The sequence below is a fragment of the Marinithermus hydrothermalis DSM 14884 genome (assembly GCF_000195335.1).
Classification (GTDB): Bacteria; Deinococcota; Deinococci; order Deinococcales; family Marinithermaceae; genus Marinithermus; species Marinithermus hydrothermalis.
On record NC_015387.1, the window covers coordinates 1234902 to 1252684 of the forward strand.

The 17783-nt window shown below is 69.0% G+C and carries 17 protein-coding genes; 9 read left to right on the forward strand and 8 right to left on the reverse strand.

The window, feature by feature from the left end:
- The first annotated feature begins 7 nt into the window (after positions 1-7).
- A complete protein-coding gene (locus MARKY_RS06215; RefSeq protein ID WP_013704028.1) occupies positions 8-1222 on the forward strand; it encodes a lipid-A-disaccharide synthase-related protein in 1215 nt (404 codons plus the stop codon).
- Here MARKY_RS06215 and MARKY_RS06220 read toward each other — a convergent pair.
- Entirely contained in the window at positions 1196-2248 is a 1053-nt protein-coding gene (locus MARKY_RS06220; protein ID WP_013704029.1) for a glycosyltransferase family 4 protein, read from the reverse strand. The genes MARKY_RS06215 and MARKY_RS06220 overlap by 27 nt on opposite strands.
- 23 nt (positions 2249-2271) lie before the next feature.
- On the opposite strand from MARKY_RS06220, the gene MARKY_RS06225 reads away from it, so the two are divergent.
- Positions 2272-3480 carry a glycosyltransferase family 4 protein gene (locus tag MARKY_RS06225; protein ID WP_041657870.1) on the forward strand — a complete coding sequence of 403 codons (1209 nt, stop codon included), beginning with the start codon at positions 2272-2274 and terminating at the stop codon, positions 3478-3480.
- Here MARKY_RS06225 and MARKY_RS06230 read toward each other — a convergent pair.
- Positions 3419-4102: a glycosyltransferase family 2 protein gene (locus MARKY_RS06230; RefSeq protein ID WP_013704031.1), complete on the reverse strand. Its 684-nt coding sequence runs from the start codon at positions 4100-4102 to the stop codon at positions 3419-3421. The genes MARKY_RS06225 and MARKY_RS06230 overlap by 62 nt on opposite strands.
- Before the next feature lie 34 nt (positions 4103-4136).
- Between MARKY_RS06230 and MARKY_RS06235 the strand changes: the two genes are divergently transcribed.
- Together MARKY_RS06235 and MARKY_RS06240 are read left to right on the forward strand one after the other, a co-directional pair.
- A complete protein-coding gene (locus MARKY_RS06235; protein ID WP_013704032.1) occupies positions 4137-5297 on the forward strand; it encodes an MFS transporter in 1161 nt (386 codons plus the stop codon).
- Positions 5297-6421 (forward strand): polysaccharide deacetylase family protein, encoded by a 1125-nt coding sequence (locus MARKY_RS06240; protein ID WP_013704033.1) that lies wholly within the window; start codon positions 5297-5299, stop codon positions 6419-6421. Before MARKY_RS06235 ends, MARKY_RS06240 begins: the two co-directional genes overlap by 1 nt.
- On the opposite strand, the gene mnmC2 is transcribed toward MARKY_RS06240, so the two are convergent.
- Positions 6375-7070, reverse strand: coding sequence for a tRNA (5-methylaminomethyl-2-thiouridine)(34)-methyltransferase MnmC2 (mnmC2, locus tag MARKY_RS06245; protein WP_013704034.1), 696 nt, complete (start codon positions 7068-7070; stop codon positions 6375-6377). The genes MARKY_RS06240 and mnmC2 overlap by 47 nt on opposite strands.
- 352 nt (positions 7071-7422) lie before the next feature.
- Here mnmC2 and MARKY_RS06250 point away from each other — a divergent pair, with 352 nt between their 5' ends.
- The 3 genes from MARKY_RS06250 to serS are packed head-to-tail and all read left to right on the forward strand — an operon-like array spanning position 7423 to position 9738.
- Positions 7423-8166, forward strand: coding sequence for a DUF554 domain-containing protein (locus MARKY_RS06250; RefSeq protein WP_041657872.1), 744 nt, complete (start codon positions 7423-7425; stop codon positions 8164-8166).
- Between the two features lie 5 nt (positions 8167-8171).
- A complete protein-coding gene (gene gatC, locus MARKY_RS06255) occupies positions 8172-8459 on the forward strand; it encodes an Asp-tRNA(Asn)/Glu-tRNA(Gln) amidotransferase subunit GatC (protein WP_013704036.1) in 288 nt (95 codons plus the stop codon).
- Positions 8460-8463: 4 nt separating this feature from the next.
- Positions 8464-9738, forward strand: a complete 1275-nt coding sequence (gene serS, locus MARKY_RS06260) for a serine--tRNA ligase (RefSeq protein ID WP_013704037.1) — start codon at positions 8464-8466, stop codon at positions 9736-9738.
- Here the strand turns inward: serS and MARKY_RS06265 are convergent.
- Positions 9735-10883, reverse strand: coding sequence for an NAD(P)/FAD-dependent oxidoreductase (locus MARKY_RS06265; RefSeq protein ID WP_013704038.1), 1149 nt, complete (start codon positions 10881-10883; stop codon positions 9735-9737). The two genes, serS and MARKY_RS06265, sit on opposite strands and share 4 nt — an antisense overlap.
- A gap of 75 nt (positions 10884-10958) precedes the next feature.
- Between MARKY_RS06265 and MARKY_RS06270 the strand changes: the two genes are divergently transcribed.
- The gene (locus tag MARKY_RS06270; protein WP_013704039.1) at positions 10959-12227 is read left to right on the forward strand and encodes a Gfo/Idh/MocA family protein; all 1269 of its coding nucleotides are present in this window, start codon (positions 10959-10961) and stop codon (positions 12225-12227) included.
- On the opposite strand, the gene ald is transcribed toward MARKY_RS06270, so the two are convergent.
- Positions 12224-13339, reverse strand: a complete 1116-nt coding sequence (gene ald, locus MARKY_RS06275) for an alanine dehydrogenase (protein ID WP_013704040.1) — start codon at positions 13337-13339, stop codon at positions 12224-12226. The genes MARKY_RS06270 and ald overlap by 4 nt on opposite strands.
- A gap of 108 nt (positions 13340-13447) precedes the next feature.
- On the opposite strand from ald, the gene MARKY_RS06280 reads away from it, so the two are divergent.
- The gene (locus MARKY_RS06280) at positions 13448-13927 is read left to right on the forward strand and encodes an Lrp/AsnC family transcriptional regulator (protein WP_013704041.1); all 480 of its coding nucleotides are present in this window, start codon (positions 13448-13450) and stop codon (positions 13925-13927) included.
- A 1-nt stretch (position 13928) separates the two neighbouring features.
- On the opposite strand, the gene MARKY_RS06285 is transcribed toward MARKY_RS06280, so the two are convergent.
- The 3 genes from MARKY_RS06285 to hspR form a co-directional block, all read right to left on the reverse strand.
- Entirely contained in the window at positions 13929-15530 is a 1602-nt protein-coding gene (locus tag MARKY_RS06285) for an aldehyde dehydrogenase family protein (protein WP_013704042.1), read from the reverse strand.
- Between the two features lie 107 nt (positions 15531-15637).
- A complete protein-coding gene (locus MARKY_RS06290; RefSeq protein ID WP_013704043.1) occupies positions 15638-16966 on the reverse strand; it encodes a dipeptidase in 1329 nt (442 codons plus the stop codon).
- A gap of 10 nt (positions 16967-16976) precedes the next feature.
- The gene (gene hspR, locus MARKY_RS06295) at positions 16977-17693 is read right to left on the reverse strand and encodes a heat shock protein transcriptional repressor HspR, fused homodimer type (RefSeq protein WP_013704044.1); all 717 of its coding nucleotides are present in this window, start codon (positions 17691-17693) and stop codon (positions 16977-16979) included.
- Positions 17694-17783: the final 90 nt, after the last annotated feature.

The following is a 17783-nucleotide window of genomic DNA, read 5'->3' on the forward strand; positions in this document are numbered from 1 at the left end:
AAGTCGCGTGGGGCTAGGGCTAGGGACGCACCCCCCCAGGGTGCTGATCATCTCCAACGGGAACGCCGAGGACCTGATCGGCGCGGCCCTCGCTCGGCAGCTCGGCCTGCCCACGCTCGCGCTGCCCCTGGTCGGGAACGGCCGGGCTTATGAAGGCGCGGCGGAGGCGGTGCTCGGCCCGCGCGCTACCTTGCCCTCGGGCGGCTTTCCCTTCGGGAGCCTGGCGAACCTCGCTGCGGACCTGCGCGCCGGCTTGATCTCCACGTCGCTCGCCCAGTGGCGTGCGGCCCGCGCGGCGGCCCGCGCAGCCGCCGCCGTCGTTGTGGTGGGGGACGCGTACGCCCTTTGGGTGGGGGTGCGGGCCGGCCGGGGCCGGCCGTTATTTCACCTGCAACCCCTGGTTTCCGCGTATTACGTCGAGGGGCGCTCCTGGTTTTCGCGCCTTCGGCACCTGAATCAGCTGGGCGCGGACGATTTTACCCCGTTCGAGCGGCACCTCCAACGGTACGCGCGGGCGGTGTACGTGCGCGACGCGCCCAGCGCAGCGCGTCTTCAGCGGCTCGGGGTGCGCACCGCCCGGTTCTACGGGAGCTTCGCCATGGACGTTCTGCCCCCCCCGGAGCAGGACCTCGAGCCGCTACGCGATGGACGGCCGGTGCTCGCGCTGCTGCCGGGGACGCGGCGGGATGTGGCGTTCAGCCTGCCGCGTATGCTGGAGGCCGCCTATCGGTTGGATGAGTTCGAGGCGTTCGTGGCGTGGGGGCTGCCCCTCGCGGCGCTGCCGGCGTGTCCCGGATGGCGCGCGCGCCAGGTTCGCGAGGGGGTGCTGCGCTTGGAGCGCGATGGGCGGCACGCCTGGGTGATGCGCGGCGCGTTCTCGGCCATCCTGCATAGCGCCGCCCTGGCCCTGGGCACCGCCGGTACGGCGAACGAGCAGGCCGCGGGGCTCGGGGTCCCCATCCTGGGGTTCCCTACCCCGGGACCGCAGTACACGCGTGCTTTTGCCGAACGGCAGCAACGCCTCTTGGGTGCGGCCCTCACCCTGTGCCCGCCGGACCCCGAGCGGATCGCCGCTGCAGCTCGCGCCTTGTGGCGGGATCCCGAAGCCCTCGAGCGCGCTCGGACCGCGGGTCGCGCTCGCATCGGCCCCCCCGGCGCGCTGCCCCGCATCGCGACGGAAGTGCGGCAGGCCCTCCTAAGCCCCGCCGCGCTCCACGGCTAGGGTGCGCTCGAGAAGATCTCGGATCATGCCTTCCCAGCGTTCGGGGCGAAACCGCGCGGCAAAATGCCGCAACCGCGCTTGTTTGACCGTACGCGCTGCTGGGGTCATCAGCCGCTGGATGCGCGCCCAAACCGCCTGGACCGGCTCGTTCCCGTAGGGCGGTACGCGAATCACGCACTCCGCGAGGAACGGGTCCCGGGCCATCTCGGCCGCTACGCCGGTGGGGGTGGCGAAAGGCAAGGTCCCACAAGCGGCAGCCTCGGCCACCACGTACCCAAAGGACTCGTACCGGCTGGGGAAAAGCACGAAGTCCACGCTGCGGTACACGGCGTGCACCTCTTCCCGGCGCAACGGTCCCACCCACGCGAGGCGCGGATGGCGCAGGGGAGGCCAGAACGCCCGCTGGTGCACTCCGCTGGGCGCGCTCACGAAGACCAGTCCCACGCCTTCCGGCATCGCGCGCACCATCGCCCGCAGGACCGCAGGATTCTTCTGCGCGTCCCAACGCCCTACGAAAGCCCCCACAAGGGGGTAGCGCTCGCGCGCCGTACGCACCGCCCGGGGCAAAGGACCTGGAGGTTCCGGCAGGTGCACCGCGTTCGGGATCACCACGGCCCGTACGCCAAAGTCCCGCGCGAGTTCCTCCCGATTAGCCTCGGAAACCGCGATGAAGACCGCGCCGCGCCGCTCGAGGCGGAGAAAGGCGCGCCGCAGGGCCGCGCTCACCCCCCTCCCTACGGGCCGGAGCCAAACCGGGTGGTTCATGCGGCTCGCGGTGGGCCAGGAGTTGTGCGGGACGACCCAGATATGTCGGGCGCGCTTCACCCAATGCCCAGCCCGCAGCGCTACGCTGCCGGATCCTCCGTTTAGCACGAGGAGGTCCGTGGCCTCCGCGGGGCTCGCGGGATGACGCACGGAGACCTCGAGGCCCGCGCGCTCGAGGACCCGGGCGAGCTCCCGGGTATGGAGTTCCTCCCCGCCCACAAGGCGGTCGGGAGGAAACGGCGTGAGCACTACGGCCTTCATCGAACCATGCTATCATGGGGACAGTGCGGTTGTACCGAGTGGGCCTGTTCACCGACGTGTACCTGCCCAACCTGAACGGCGTCTCCACCAGCGTGTACCTGCTGTGCCGGGAGCTCAGGCGGATGGGGCACGAGGCGTGGGTGATCGCCCCCTGGTTCCCGGACGCTCCGGAGCGGGAGGAGGGGGTGGTGCGCGTCCAGAGCCTCCCGTACCCCTTCTACGAGCGGCACCGGATCGCGCTGCCCAGCACGAAGCACCTCCCCACCGAGTTCGAGGTGATCCACACCCACACGCCGCTCAACCTGGGGGTATGGGGGCTCCACCTGGCCAACAAGCACGAGATCCCCCACGTATCCACCTTCCACACGCACTACGAAAAGTACGCGCACTACGTGCCGGGGCTCGCGTTCCTGGACCGGTTCACGCACATCGTGCCCCGGCTGGCGCGGGCGTTTTATAACCGCGCGGACGTGGTCATCGCCCCCACCCAACCCGTTAAGGCGCTCGCGGAGTCCTACGGCATCGAGCGCCCCATTCAAGTCATCCCCACCGGGATCGACACCGAGATCCTAGAACGCGCTCCCACCCCGCCCTCCCCCTGGCCCCCAGGCGCACGCCGGCTCTTAACGGTCAGCCGGCTGGGCAAGGAAAAAAGCGTGGACGTGGTGCTCCACGCCTTCCGCGAGATCCGGCGCAGCGTGGACGCGCACCTGGTGTTGATCGGTGAGGGCCCCGAGGAGGAGGCGCTCAAGCAACTCGCTGCAGAGCTCGGGATTCTCGAGCACGTCACCTTCCTGGGCCCCGTCCCGTACCACGCCATCGGGGGGTACTACCGCCTCGCGGAGGTGTTCCTCTTCGCGAGCGCCACGGAAACCCAAGGGCTGGTGTTGTGGGAAGCGCAGGCCATGGGAGTGCCCGTGGTCGCGGTCGGCGCGGAAGGTGTACTCGAGGGCGTGCAGTCCGGCGTGAGCGGGTACCTGGTGCCGCCCCACGACGCGGCGGCCCTCGCGGCACGCGCGGTGGACCTGCTTCAGGATGAGGCCCGTCGGCAACGGTTCAGCCAGAAGGCGCGCGCCTTCGCCACGGCTCGAAGCAGCGCCCGCATCGCGGAAGAGATCGTCGCGACCTACGAGGAAGCACGGGAGATCCTGCGCGCCGAGCCCAAACGGCTCATCTTTCCTTTCCCGCGTCTTCCTGAAAATACGTATCCGTCCTCCCGGCGAGGTTTTTAAGCTGCTGCCAGAGAAAATGCCCCCATCCCCGGCGGAGCCGGCGGGCGGAGGTCAGTACCAGCGCCTCCGGCACGTACCGTACCCGCCCCCGCTTCGCCAGACGCCACCCTAACAGCACGTCCTCCCGCGCGGGCACCTCGGGGTACCCCCCCACCTCGAGGGCCGCGGCCCGCTCAAACGCCATGTTCGCGCCTGCGAGGTTTGGGCGCCCTGCGAGCCGCATCACGTGCACGAACCCCCGGTACCCCACGTCCGAAAGCCAGGCCTCCCACCCGCGGACCCCGTAAAAACGCAGTGGACCGTAAAGCGCGACGCTGCCCGGCATACGGCGCTCGAGCGCCTCGAGCCAGTGCGGCAACGGCAGCGAGTCCGCGTCCGTGGTGACGACCCACGCGCCACGGGCGGCCATGAGGCCCGCCTGCCGGGCGTAGGCCACGCCGGGAGTATCGCAACGCAGCACGCGCGCCCCCCAGTCCCGAGCGATGCGGGCGGTGCGGTCCGTGCTGGCGTTGTCCACGACGATCACCTCGTCCGGCCGCCGGGTCTGGCGGGCCAGGGCCTCGAGGGTATGGGGCAGCCAGGCCTCCTCGTTTCGGGCCGGAATGACCACAGAGATCCGCACGCCTCTTACTCTACCTGCCCGGTATACTCTAGGCGTGCATCGTTTACTCCCGTGGCGGAGCGGTCAGGTAGGGGTTCTGCTCCGCTTCCTCTTGGCGCTTGGGCTTGTGGAGTTCGCCAGGAGCGGGTTGTACGCGGGGTTGTTGCCGCTCGTGGCGCCGGAACGCCTCGGGCTGAACCTGGGCGTGGTGGGGGTTGCGGTCTCGCTGCACTACCTGGGGGACACCTTCGGTCGCAGCTTCGGGGGGTACCTCAGCGACCGGTTCGGTGTGGGGTGGGTGGTCGGCACGGGAGCGCTGGTAGGGTTGGCGGTGGTGCTTTGGGTTCCGGAGGCCAAGGTCGGGGGGCTCCTTTGGGGGTTGGCGCTGCTGCACGGGCTCGCCATCATGCCCATGTGGCCCGGCGTCATGACGCTCGCTAGCCGCGCGAGTAAGCCCGGCGCGGACGCGCGCTCCATTGGGCTGGCCCACATGCTCCTCGCGCCGTTCATCGGCCTGGGGGCCCTCGCGACGGCGTACTTCGCCGATACACGCCCGCGCACAGCCTTCACCCTTGTGCTGGGAGCACAGGCTATCGCCGCAGTCCTGGCGTTGAGCGTGCTCCGCGTGCGCGGCGAGGCGCGCCCGGCCCCCCCGACACGCCCCCGCTACCCGTGGGGGCGCCTCGTTTCCCTGTTCCCCGCCGCGTTCGCGCAAACCCTTGCCCCGGGCCTTCTCGCGCCCATCCTGTTCCCGTTCGCCAAATACGCGGGCCTCTCCCCCCTGTGGGTGGGGTTGGTGATCGCGGTCGGGGGGCTCGTCGCCTACGGGTTGCTGCAGCCCGCGGGGCGACTCGCCGACCGGTACGGCCCCAAGTGGCCCCTCATCGTCGGGATCAGCCTGAACGCCATCACCCTGCTCCTCCTGGCGCGCATGCCGCCGCTGCCGCTTTACCTTTTGATCGCCGCACTGGGAGGGCTGGGGTACGCCCTGATGGTGCCGAGCTGGGGCGGGCTCGTCGTGCGCACGCTACCGGAGCACAACCGCGCCGCAGCCTGGGGGGCGCTCATGACCTTCGAAGGGCTGGGGTTCGCCGTCGGGCCTGCCTTGGGCGGCCTTGCCTGGACGGCGCTGGGGGTCACGGCGCCCTTCGAGCTCGGCGCGTCCGTGTACTTGATCGTAGCCCTCTTCTACCTGATCTACCTGCGGAGGCGCTGATGGTGTGGTGGCTCGGCATCCTCCTCCTGTACGCGCTCACGGACCTCTTGTTCCGCTGGATGGGGTGGGGTGCGCTCGCCCACGCCGCGCGCACCACCCCCAAGGTCGCGCTGACCTTCGACGACGGTCCCTCCCCCGTCACGCTCGAGCTCCTCGAGCTGCTGGAGCGCCACGGCGCGCGTGGCACCTTCTTCGTCACGGGCACACGAGCTGAACGCCACCCTGACCTCCTCCAGCGCATCCGGGAGGGGGGACACCAGCTGGCCTCGCACGGGTACTGGCACCGGCCTGCCCTGTTCATGATGCCGTGGACCGAGTGGGTCCATATCCGGCGACTGCCCTACTCCCTATACCGCCCGCCCTGGGGGATCCATTCCCCCTTCACGCGCCTTTTCGCGCGGCTCGCCGGAAAACGCGTGGTGCTGTGGGACGTGGAGTCCCAGGACTGGCTCGAGCAAGACCCCCAACGGCTCGCTGAGCGCGTGCTGCGCTACGTGAAGCCCGGATCGATCGTGCTGCTGCACGATGGCCCCGAGCGGACCCTAGCGCTTTTGGCGCACCTCCTGCCGCGCCTACGGGCCCTAGGGTACGCGGCGGTCACGCTGGAGGAGTTGCGGCCGCACGCCCTGGGCTTCCGGGAGGGACTACAGCGCGGGTTGCAGGGGAGCGAGGAGCGGTTCGACCGCCGCCGCAACACGGTGCGCGTGGGGCTGGGACCGTTCGACGTGCTGCGCGTCGAGAAGCGACCGTACGACGGGCCGCCCCTGCCGGGCATCCCTCAGGGTGCTCCGGCCTTTGAGATTCACCTGGAGTCCGCCCGGATCAGCGCGCTAGGGCCCTTCCAGGCCGCCCGCCAAGTACGCCGGGGGTTGGTAGAGGTGGCGCGCCTGCTCCTCGAGGATCCGGAGGTGCGGCTGGTCTACGGTAAGAGCGTCCTACTCCCCGGCGCGCGGCGGCTGGGGTTCGAGACTGCTCCTCTGCCCCTGGTGGAGCGGCTGGTAGCCGCTTGGGCGGGCCGCTGGTTCGCGTGGCTGTACCGAGGACGGGTGCCCTCCGGTGAGGCGCGCTTGGTGTACCTCACTCGGGAGGCGCTTCTCGAGCGGTACATGCCTCCGGTTTCGTAGCCCGCAGCCACTCCCGTTTCCCTAGGACGCCAGGGACCTTGGTCACCGTGAATCCAGCCGCGGCCAGGTCGCGACGCACCTGCCCCGCGACCGAGTAGGTGGCGAGCAGCGCGCCGGGCCGGGCCGCGTGGAAGAGGCCCTGGAGCACCTCCGCGGCCCAGGGCTCCGGGTTCGTGCGGGGGCTGAAGGGATCCAGGTAGATCGCGCTGGCCCACCCCTCCGGGAAACGCACCTGCCGCACATCGCGAAAACACACCTCGAGGCGGAAATCCACCCCTTGCAGCACGAACCCCTCTGGGCTCTCCCAGGCGGCGAGCAACGCCTCCCAGGCGTCCTCCACGCCCGAAAGGCCGTGCTGGAAGGCCTCGAGGAGGGGAAGGGGAACCGGGTCCTTCTCGTAAGCTAGGTAGGAAAGCACCGCGCCTCGTTGACGCGCGTTTTGGAGGGTCACCAGGAAGTTCAGGCCCAGGCCGAACCCCACCTCGAGAACGTGGGGCTCCGGGTGCCGGTGCGTCTCGGTGCCCTCGAGGTAGACCTGGCGGGCTTGGGACAGGGCGCCGTGCTTGGAGTGAAAGTATTCGTTGTAAAGCCCGTGGTAGGCGGTTAGGCTCCCGTCCGCGGAGGGTTCGATGCGCACCGTCGGGTTCATGCTAGTTACGGCTTATACCACAGGTGCGCGGCTTGCTGTAGGTTAGCAACTTACAGTTCGTACTCTTCTTGCTTCGGGTTTCGCGGCCCCGCAGCGACGCGAAGGCTTACGGCGCGTGAAGCGCGGGCTTGCGCCCCAAAAGAGCCGCCGGCTAATTATAAATTAAGAATAAAACCAAAGATATTTAATTATCGCTCATTCAAGGTCATCACCGCCACAGGAATCCACAAGGCACGGAGTGGCCACGGCAGGGAAACGCGGCGATGGCCCAGGGTTTACCCTAACCGCTGGCGGGTACTTGCTCGGAAAAACCCCCAAGGCCACAGCGCACCGCCCGTACTACAATTGCGGCATGGAGCTCGGATTCTGGGAGCGCACCAGCGGCACCTGGATCAACGCGGCCACCGTGCTCGCGGGCACGCTCGTAGGGCTCGCGCTCGCCGGGCGGCTCCCCGAGCGCCTGCGGCGGATCATGGTCCAGGGCGTGGGGCTCACCACGCTGTTCATCGGGTTCACCCTCGCCGGAGCACTCAACCGCGTCCAAGGCGGGACGGTGGACGGCCTGATCATCGGCCTCGTGGCCCTCGTGCTCGGCGGGCTCCTCGGAGAGTGGGGGCGGCTCGAGGACGGCCTCGAGCGGCTCGGCCACGCCCTCAAAACCCGCTTCCAGGGCGGCGGGCGCTTCACGGAAGGGTTCGTTACCGCCAGCCTCCTCTTCTGCGTGGGGCCCCTGACGCTGATCGGAAGCATAGAGAACGGGCTTTTGGGGGACGACACCCTCCTCATGATCAAGGCTACGCTGGACGGACTGAGTGCCGTCGCGCTCACTAGCGCTTTCGGGGTTGGGGTAGGGTTTAGCGTATTGGTCATCCTTCTCTACCAGGGCGGGATCTCCCTCGCGGCCGCGAGCGTCGCCGCTTTACTGCCCGATCCCGCCACCGACCCCCGGGTCCTTGTGGTCACGGGGGTGGGCGGGCTGATGATCCTAGGGCTCGGGCTGAACCTCCTCGAACTCACGCGCATCCGGGTGGCCTCCTTCCTCCCTGCCCTGGCCCTCGCGCCGCTCCTCTGGGCCCTCGCGGAACTGGTAAGCTAGGGAGCATGGAGGTTACGCCGGAACTCATCCGACACCTAGAGCGGCTCTCCCGGATCCAGCTCACTCCGGAGGAAGAAGCCCGGATGCAAGAGGACCTGGGACGTATCCTGGGCTATTTCGAGAAGATCTCCGCGCTCGACACGGACGGCCTCGAGGAGATGGCGCGGCCGGTGCCGCTCGAGAACCGGATGCGCGCCGACGAGGCGCGGGAAAGCCTCGCGCAGGCCGAGGCCCTGAGCGTCGCGGTAGAGGCAGAGGACGGCTTCTTCAAGGTTCCGCGCGTGATCGAGTAACACCATGCTGGACATCAAGTTCATTCGCGAACACCCCGAACAGGTCAAGGAAGGCATCCGCAAGAAAGGCGAGCTGGAGGCGTTGCCGCTCGTGGAGGCGGTGCTCGAGCTCGACGCCCGCCGCCGCCAGATCCTACGCACCCTCGAGGCGCAGCGGGCCGAGCAAAAGCGTCTGGCCAAGGAGGTCGGCCGCCGCAAGGCCCAGGGCGAGGACGCACGCGAGATTCTCGAGGCGGCCGGCCGGCTCGCTAGCGAGATCAAGGCCCTCGAGGCCGAGGAGCGCACGGTCGCGGAACGGCTGCGCGAGGCGCTCCTCCAGATCCCGAACCTCCCCCACCCCTCGGTGCCGGAAGGCGCGGACGAGACGGGGAACCAGGTGGTCAAGACCTGGGGGGAGCCGCCGGGGTTTGATTTCGAACCTAAGCCGCACTGGGAACTGGCCCGGACGCTGGGTCTCGTGGACTTCGAGCGGGGCGCGAAGGTCACGGGCTCCGGCTTTCCCTTCTTCGTGGGGGACGGGGCCCGGCTCGTGCGCGGCCTGGTCCAGCTCTTCCTCGACTTCCACGCCGAGCGCGGCTTCACGGAGGTGCACTCCCCCCTCCTGGTGAACCGCGCCTCCGCCATAGGCACCGCCCAGCTCCCGGACAAGGAAGGCCAGATGTACGAGGTCTCGGACGGGTTCTACCTGATCCCCACCGCCGAGACCAGCGTCACCAACCTGCACCGCGACGAGATCCTCCCGGCCGAGGCCCTTCCCCTAAAGTACGCGGCCTACACCCCCTGCTTCCGCCGGGAGGCCGGCAGTTACGGCAAGGACGTGCGCGGCCTCAACCGCCTCCACCAGTTCGACAAGGTGGAGATGGTGGTCTTCGAGCACCCGGACCGTTCGTACGAGGCCCTCGAGTGGCTCACGCGCGAGGCCGAGGAACTCCTCGAGCTGCTGGGCCTGCCCTACCGGCGGCTCCTCATGTGCACCGGGGACATGGGGTTCGCCCAGGCGAAGAAGTACGACCTCGAGGTCTGGAGCGCTGGGCAGGGGCGGTGGCTCGAGGTCAGCTCGGTCTCGAACTTCGAGGCCTACCAGGCCCGCCGGATGAACCTTCGCTTCCGCGAGCCGGGCGGCAAGCCTCAGTTCGTGCATACCCTGAACGGCTCGGGCCTCGCCCTTCCCCGCGTGATCGCGGCGCTTTTGGAGCACAACCAGGACGCGGAGGGCAACGTGCACCTGCCCGAGGCGGTCGCGGAGTACGTGGGGAAGCGGGTGCTGAAGGCGCGTTAAACGATGTGCGCTTCCAGGCGGGTGTTCCCGGTATGGAAGCGCTCGTAGCGCAGCGGGTCCACGTCGATGCTGTGGGCCCGCCCGTCCACGACCTCCTCCGCGATCACCCGCCCCACAGCCGCGGCCTGCTGCACGCCGTGGCCGGAGAACCCCGCGGCGTTCACCCACCCCGGCACCCCCGGCATGCGCCCCAGGATGGGGTTGTGGTCCGGGGTGACCTCGTAGTACCCCCACCAGCAAGCGCGGCGGTCCAGGGAAAGCCCGGCAAACCACGGGAACCGCGCCAGGGCCACCTCCAGCGTGGGCTCGAGCCACGCCCAGTCCACGCCCTCGCGAAACCCCGGGGGCTCCGCGGGGTTCGAGCGCCCAAACAGCAGGCGTTCGCCTTCGCTGCGGAAGTACACGCCGGAGGCGAGGTCCACGGTGAGGGGGTAGGCGTGCGGCTCGGAGAGCGGCCCCGTGACGAAAACCACGCGGCGCACCGGCCAGACGGGGACCTCGAGGCCCGCACGCCGGGCGACCTCCCCCGCCCAGGCGCCCGCGGCGTTCACGATGTAGGGAGCCTCGAACCAGCCGTGGGGGGTCCGCGCGCGCCACACGCCCTGCGCGTGCCGCGCCTCGAGGAGGGGGGTCTCCAGGTACAGCCTGGCCCCCCGGGCGCGAGCCAGGCGCAGGTAGGTGTGCGTGACGCGGTGCGGGTCCACCACCCCGTCCGCGGGGCCGTAGGTGGCCCCGGCGATCCCCTCGGGGACAAACTCCACGATGGCTTGCGCTTCCTCAGGCGGGAGCACCTCGACCGGCGCGCCCAGCCGGCGCTGGAGGGCCACCCCCGCCTGGTGCCGGGCCCAGGCCGCCTCCGGGACCAAGAAGAGGTACCCGATCGGGCGGTACCCGGCGTCCTCCCCGTACAGTTCCGGGAACGCGCGGTACTCCTGGATGCTCTCCCAGCTGAGGCGTACGTTGACCGCCTCGGTGAACTGCACCCGCACCCCCGCGGCGCTCCGGCCGGTGGACCCCATGGCCGGGGCGGCCTGGGCCTCGAGCAAAGCGACGCACAGCCCCCGCTCCGCGAGCCGAAAGGCGGTAGCCGCACCGATGATGCCGGCCCCGATCACCAACACGTCCGCGGTTTTTTGTTCGCGCATGCCGTGCCTCCCGTGGCGTACCCCTAGCCTAAAGCACGCCGCCCGCTCGCGTACAATGAGGGTACGCGAATCCAGATGCACAGCAACACCCCAAACGAACCGGTAACGCTGGCCCTCATCGGGGCGGGCAACCGCGGGGCGGACGTGTACGGACGGTACGTGCTCGAGCACCCCGAGGCGGCCCGCATCGTCGCGGTGGCCGAGCCGGACCCCGCGCGCCGGGCGCGCCTGGCCGCGCAGCACGGGCTCCCGCCCGCCCGCTGCTTTGCGGACTGGCGGGAGCTGCTCGCCGAGGGGCGCCTGGCGGACGGGCTGATCCTCGCGACTCCCGACCGCGCGCACGTCCGGCCTGCCCTCCAGGCCCTCGCGCTGGGGTACGCGATCCTCCTGGAGAAGCCCATCGCGCCGACCCCCGCGGCCCTCGAGGCCTTGGCCCGCGCGGCTCGAAGGCACGCGGGCCGGGTCACGGTGGCTCACGTGCTGCGGTACACCGCGTTCTTCCGCACGATCAAGCGCCTGCTGGACGAGGGCCGCCTCGGCCACCTCGCGACCATCCAGCACACCGAGAACATCGGGTACTGGCACTTCGCGCACGCCTACGTGCGCGGCAACTGGCGCAGCGAGACCACCGCCAGCTTCATGCTCCTGGCCAAGGCCTGCCACGACCTCGACCTCCTCCGCTGGTTCGCGCAAAGCCCCTGCCGCCGCGTGAGCGCGTTCGGTGGACGGGTGCACTTTAGGCGCGAGCACGCCCCTCCCGGCGCGCCTCCTCGCTGCACGGACGGCTGTCCCGTGGAACGCACCTGCCCGTACTCCGCGATCCGGATCTACCTCGAGCGGTTCGGGGGACAGGCCGAGTGGCCGAACACCGTGCTCACGCCCCGCCCCACGCCCCAAAGCGTACGCCGGGCCCTCGAGCGCGGCCCGTACGGCCGCTGCGTCTACCGGTTGGACAACGACGTGGCCGAGCACCAGGTGGTGGCCCTCGAGTTCGCGAACGGGGTGTGCGCGACCCTGACCGTCTCCGCTTTTACCGAGGCGAACACCCGGACCGTGCATCTCATGGGCACCCACGGGGAGGTGCGGGGGCATCTGGGGCGCGGTGAGATCGAGGTGATGGATTTTACACGCGGGACCCGCGAGGTGCTGACCGTCCCCGCCGTGGGGCGCCACGCCGGCGGGGACGAGGGATTGATGGCGGATTTTTTAGAGCGCCTCCGCCGCCTCAAGGCCGGCGAGACGGGGTGGGCGGCGCCCACGGCCCTCGAGGAGTCCCTCGAGAGCCACCGCATGGCTTTCGCGGCCGAGGCTGCGCGACGGGAAGGGCGCGTGGTCGAGGTTTAGGCGTGCGCCGCGAGCGCCTCGTCCGGCGGGGTGTAGGCCAGGCTGAAGGCCTCGGCTACCGCTGGGTGCGTGACCCGTCCGGCCAGGGTGTTCAGGCCCTTGAGGAGGGCCGGGTCTTCCTTGAGGGCGTTTAGACCCTTCTCCGCGAGGCGCAGGAGGTAGGGCAGCGTCTGGTTGGTCAGGGCAAAGGTAGAGGTGCGCGGGACCGCCCCGGGCATGTTCGCCACCCCGTAGTGCACGACCCCATCCACCACGTAGGTCGGGTCCGCGTGCGTCGTGGGGCGGATCGTCTCCACGCACCCGCCCTGGTCCACCGCCACGTCCACGATGACCGCGCCTTCCTTCATCGTGGGCAGCATCTCGCGCGTCACCAGCTTGGGTGCCTTGGCTCCGGGGATCAGGACCGCGCCGATCAAGAGGTCCGCGTGCTGTACCGCCCGTTTGATGTTGGCTTCGTTCGAGGTCACGGTGATGATCCGCCCTCCAAACACATCATCCAGGTACTGCAAACGCGCGTGGTTCACGTCGAGGATCGTGACCTGCGCCCCCATGCCCAGGGCGATCTTGGCCGCGTTCGTCCCGACCGTGCCGCCGCCCAGGATCACCACCGAGGCCGGCGGCACCCCGGGCACGCCCCCAAGGAGCACGCCCCGGCCCCCCTGGGACTTCTCCAGGAAGTGCGCGCCCACCTGGGTCGCCATCCGGCCGGCGACCTCGCTCATCGGGGTCAGTAGCGGCAGCGCGCCGTTCGCGAGCTGCACGGTCTCGTAGGCGATCGCCGCGGTGCCGGCCTCGAGCAGGGCCCGGGTCAGCGCCTCGTCCGCCGCGAGGTGCAGGTAGGTGAAGAGCACGAGGTCCTCACGGAGGTAGGGGTACTCCTCGGGCAGCGGCTCCTTGACCTTCACCACGAGCTCCGCGCCCCAGGCCTCCGCGGCCTCGACTAGCTGGGCGCCGGCCGCCTCGTACTCGGCGTCGCTAATGCCGCTGCCCACTCCCGCGCCCCGCTCCACAAGGACGGTGTGCCCCCGCCGCACCAGGCTCTCTACGCCGCCCGGCGTCAGCGCTACCCGGTTCTCCAAGGTCTTGATCTCCTTCGGTACTCCGATGACCATACCGATTCCCCCTTGACTTCTACATTAAGATGTGCGGACGCGAAACGGAATGCGAAAATAAAAGTAAACCCCTGTGCATCCCTTGAGTTTGTAAAGTATATTTTCGGTATGCCTTTCGATGCCCAAAAATATCTGGATGAGGTCGGGCTCGCGATCCTCAAGGAACTGCAACACGACGCCCGGCTCTCCTACAGCGAGCTCGGCCGGCGCGTGGGCCTCTCCGCGCCGGCCGTCGCCGAACGGGTGCGCCGCCTCGAGGACGCCGGCATCATCACCGGGTACGCGGCCCGCGTGGATCCCGCCGCTCTCGGGTACACGGTCAACGCCCTGATCGAGCTCACCACCACCCCCGGCCAGTACGCCAAGGTGCTCGAGTACGCCGAGAAAACCCTGGAGGTGCGCGAGTGCTACTTCGTGACCGGGGAACACTCCTTCGTGGCGCGGGTCGTGGCCCGGTCGATCCCGCACCTCCAACGGATCATCCAGCAGCTCAGCCTGTTCGGGCCCACGCGCACCTCGGTGGTGCTCTCCACCCCCCTCATCAAGGACACCTTCGCTCTGGAAGCAGCGGACCTCGCGGAAGGGTAGCCTAAAGGCCCAGCACCTCCCGCCAGTTCACCCCCTCCTTGGGGCGGGTGTACTCGGTGTCCATCTGCGCGAGTTGCAGTTTGCCCGAGAACTCGTCGTTGACCGCTTGCCAGTAGGTGTACTCCTCGATCACCCACACCCCGGACTCGCGCCCGCCGTTTCCGCTCGCGCGCACCCCCCCAAAGGGCATGTGCGCCTCCGCACCAACCGTGGTGTTGTTGATGTTCGTCATCCCGGCCTTGATCTCGGTCTTGAAGCGGTAGGCCCACATGCGGTTGTTGGTGTAGATCGCGCTCGACAGGCCGTAAGGGTGGTCGTTCGCCACCTGGATCGCCTCATCGATCCCGTCCACCCGGATCAGGTTCACCGTCGGCCCGAAGATCTCCTCTTGGGTCTGGCGCATGCCCGGCCGGGCCTCCCAGACGGTCGGCCAGCCGAACCACCCCGCGTCCGGGTCGCCCCTAAAGTGCGGGTAGGGGTTGTCCGAGGTGATGCGCCGCTGACCCACGAGCAGCGTTGCCCCGTCCTTCGCGGCCCAGTCGTAGTGCTCGAGCCAACGGTTGAGGAAGCGCTCGTTAAAGAACGGCCCGTAGTGCACGTCCTCGTACAGCACGGGGTTGCCCACGACGGTCGCTTCAACCCGCTCCAGGAAGCGGCGCTTGAACTCCTCGTAGATGGGGGCGTCCACGATGATGTTGCCCGCGCTGGTGCAGCGCTGGCCTCCGGTCGCGAAGGCGGAGAAGAACGCGCCTTCCACGGCGTTGTCCAAGTCCGCGTCGCGCATCACCACGAGCGGGTTCTTCCCCCCCAGCTCGAGGGTGGCCCGGATCAGGTTGCGCCCGGCGACCTCCCCGATCCAACGGCCCACGGCGGTCGATCCGGTGAAGGCGAACTTGTTGAGGAGGCCCTCGTCCATCAGCTCGACGAGGTACTGCCCCGCGGAGTCCTTACCGAACCCGAAGACCACGTTGATCACGCCGGGGGGCAGGCCCGCCTCCTCGAAGAGCTTGGCGAAGACGTAGGAGAGCACCGGAGCGTCCTCGGAAGGCTTCCACACCACGGTGTTCCCGGTGAGTACGGCCGGGATCAGCTTCCAGCTCGGCACCGCGATGGGAAAGTTCCCCGCGGTGATCATTCCCACCACGCCGAGGGGACGGCGGAAGGTGTAGAGCTCCTTGTTGCGCATCTCGCTGGGCACGGTCTGGCCGTAGAGGCGGCGCCCCTCAGAAGCGAAGAAGATCGCGGTGTCGATCGCTTCCTGTACGTCTCCCCGCGCCTCTTTCAGGGACTTGCCGACCTCGCGGGTCATGAGCCGGGCCAGGGTCTCCTTCTCCCGCTCGAGGATCCGCGCGAGGTTCGCGAGTACCGCGCCGCGGACCGGAGCGGGCGTGCGGGACCAGGCCTCGAACGCCTCCCGGGCCGCCAAGGCCGCTTGGCGCACCGTGGCCTTGTCCGCTTCGGGAAAGACCCCCACCACGTCCTCGAGGTCGCTGGGGTTGCGGGAGGTGAACTCGGGTCCGGCGAAGACCTCCTCCCCACCGATGAGGTGGCCACCGGAAAACGTATTGCCGTACTTGCTGCGCTTCGCAGGTTCCGTCCGCATTGTGAACCTCCTTATTCCTTCCGCATCCTATCACAGCCGAAGGGCGTTCAGGACGTGAAAAAGGGCGGCAAATGCCGCCCTTGGATTGGCGGGACCGCTAGCAGGGGTTAGCCGAGGTGCTCTGGGAGGATCCGCAGGAAGTTGCGGCTGGCCTCCACGGCCTTCTCGAAGTTCACCAGGTCCAGCTTCTCGTTCGGCGCGTGGAGGTTGTCGTCGTTCAAACCGAACCCCATCATGACCACCGGCGCGCCGAGCAGGTCCTGGAACTCCGCCACGATCGGGATCGAGCCGCCCTCGCGGGTGAAGACGGTCTTCCGTCCCCAGGCCGCTTCCAGCGCCCGGGCCGCGGCCTGCATCGGGGGCGAGTCGATCAGGACCAGGACCGGACGGCCGCCGTGGTGGCGGAGGATCCGGACGCGGTACCCTTCCGGCGCGATCTCCTGGAGGTAGCGCTCGGTCATCGCGTACACCTCCTCCGGGTCCTGGTCCGGCACGAGACGCATCGAGAACTTGAACCCGGCCCGCGCGGGGATCACGGTCTTCGCGCCCTCCCCCTGGTACCCGCCCCAGATCCCGTTCACGTCCAGGGTCGGCCGGGCCCAGCGGCGCTCGAGAACGGAGTACCCGGGCTCGCCCGGCGTAGCCTCCACGCCGACCGAGCGGGCGAACTCCGCCTCGTCAAACGGCAGCTCGCGCCACATGAGCCGCTCCCCTTGGGAGAGAGGCCGGACCTTGTCGTAAAAGCCCGGGATCAGGATCCGGCCGTCCTCGTCCTTGAGCTTCGCGATCATCCAAGCCGCGGCGTGCACGGGGTTCGGCACGGCCCCGCCATAAGCGCCCGAGTGCATGTCGCGCGCCGCGCCCTCGATCTGGACCTCGAGGTACGCCAGGCCCCGCAGGGCGTAGGTCAGGGTGGGCAGTCCCGGAGCGAACATCGGGGAGTCGGAGATCACCACCGCGTCGGCCGCCAAGCGCGCGGCGTGCGCCCGCACGAAGGGCACGAGGTTCGGGCTGCCGATCTCCTCCTCGCCCTCGATCACGAACTTCACGTTTACTGGAAGGTCCGCGCCGAGGTCGCTCACAGCCGCGATGTGCGCGTAGAACTGCCCCTTGTCGTCCGAAGCGCCCCGGGCGTAGAGCTTCCCGTCGCGCACGGTGGGCTCGAACGGCGGGGTCTCCCAAAGCTCGAGGGGGTCCGGGGGCTGCACGTCGTAATGCCCGTACACGAGGACCGTGGGGGCCTTGGGGTCCACGATACGCTCGGCGTACACGATGGGGTGCCCGTCCGTGGGCACCATCTCGGCCGCAAACCCGATGGCCTCGAGCTTGGCCTTGAGCCACTCGGCCGCGCGCTGGACGTCGGCCTTGTGGGCGGGATCCGCGGAAACCGAGGGGATGGAGAGCAGCTCGAACAGGTCGTCCAGGTGCCGCTTCATGCCTTAGAGCTTACCCCATTTCCTTTTGGGAGGCCTTCGCGTCCTCCTTGGATTCAAAGGTCTGCAGCAGCTGGAGCTTCAGGCGGGCGATCTCGGCCTCGAAGCGGTTCTGGAGGGTCTCGAGCTCCTCGCGCAAGCGCATGATCTCCTCTACCCCCGCGAGGTTCACCCCCAGCTCCTGCGTCAGGCGCCGGATCTCCCGGAGCCGCTCGATGTCCCGCTCCGAGTACAGCCGGGTCTTCCCCGCCGAACGCCGCGGCTTGATCAGTCCCTTCCGCTCGTATAACCGCAGCGTCTGCGGGTGCATCTCCACCAGCTCCGCCGCTACCGAGATCACGTAAACGGGCCGGTCCTTGGGGCTTTCGGGGCGTTTCGGGGTGGAGTCCGGCGCGGGCAGGGCCGGCGGCGTCTCGAGCGAGCGCAAGCGCTCGCCGAGCTCGGCCTTGAGGCGCTCCACCTCCTGCTCGAAGCGGTTTTGGAGGGTCTCGAGCTCCTCGCGCAACCGCATGATCTCCTCCACCCCCGCGAGGTTCACCCCCAGCTCCTGCGTCAGGCGCCGGATCTCCCGCAGCCGCTCGATGTCCCGCTCCGAGTACAGCCGGGTCTTCCCCGCCGAACGCCGCGGCTTGATCAGTCCCTTCCGCTCGTATAACCGCAGCGTCTGCGGGTGCATCTCCACCAGCTCCGCCGCTACCGAGATCACGTACACAGGACGGTTTTTCTCCATGCCACCCCCCAAGGGCAGACCATTGACACTAAAATTATAAGGTTTTTAAGCCTATCGGCGCAAAATTGTGGTACCCCTCCGCGATCGTTA

Coding starts and splice junctions, on each gene's coding strand:
- MARKY_RS06220 (WP_013704029.1), bottom strand. CDS start 2,248: ATGAAGGCCGTAGTGCTCACGCCGTTTCCTCCCGACCGCCTTGTGGGC.
- MARKY_RS06240 (WP_013704033.1), top strand. CDS start 5,297: ATGGTGTGGTGGCTCGGCATCCTCCTCCTGTACGCGCTCACGGACCTC.
- mnmC2 (WP_013704034.1), bottom strand. CDS start 7,070: ATGAACCCGACGGTGCGCATCGAACCCTCCGCGGACGGGAGCCTAACC.
- MARKY_RS06250 (WP_041657872.1), top strand. CDS start 7,423: ATGGAGCTCGGATTCTGGGAGCGCACCAGCGGCACCTGGATCAACGCG.
- gatC (WP_013704036.1), top strand. CDS start 8,172: ATGGAGGTTACGCCGGAACTCATCCGACACCTAGAGCGGCTCTCCCGG.
- serS (WP_013704037.1), top strand. CDS start 8,464: ATGCTGGACATCAAGTTCATTCGCGAACACCCCGAACAGGTCAAGGAA.
- MARKY_RS06265 (WP_013704038.1), bottom strand. CDS start 10,883: ATGCGCGAACAAAAAACCGCGGACGTGTTGGTGATCGGGGCCGGCATC.
- MARKY_RS06270 (WP_013704039.1), top strand. CDS start 10,959: ATGCACAGCAACACCCCAAACGAACCGGTAACGCTGGCCCTCATCGGG.
- ald (WP_013704040.1), bottom strand. CDS start 13,339: ATGGTCATCGGAGTACCGAAGGAGATCAAGACCTTGGAGAACCGGGTA.
- MARKY_RS06280 (WP_013704041.1), top strand. CDS start 13,448: ATGCCTTTCGATGCCCAAAAATATCTGGATGAGGTCGGGCTCGCGATC.
- MARKY_RS06285 (WP_013704042.1), bottom strand. CDS start 15,530: ATGCGGACGGAACCTGCGAAGCGCAGCAAGTACGGCAATACGTTTTCC.
- MARKY_RS06290 (WP_013704043.1), bottom strand. CDS start 16,966: ATGAAGCGGCACCTGGACGACCTGTTCGAGCTGCTCTCCATCCCCTCG.
- hspR (WP_013704044.1), bottom strand. CDS start 17,693: ATGGAGAAAAACCGTCCTGTGTACGTGATCTCGGTAGCGGCGGAGCTG.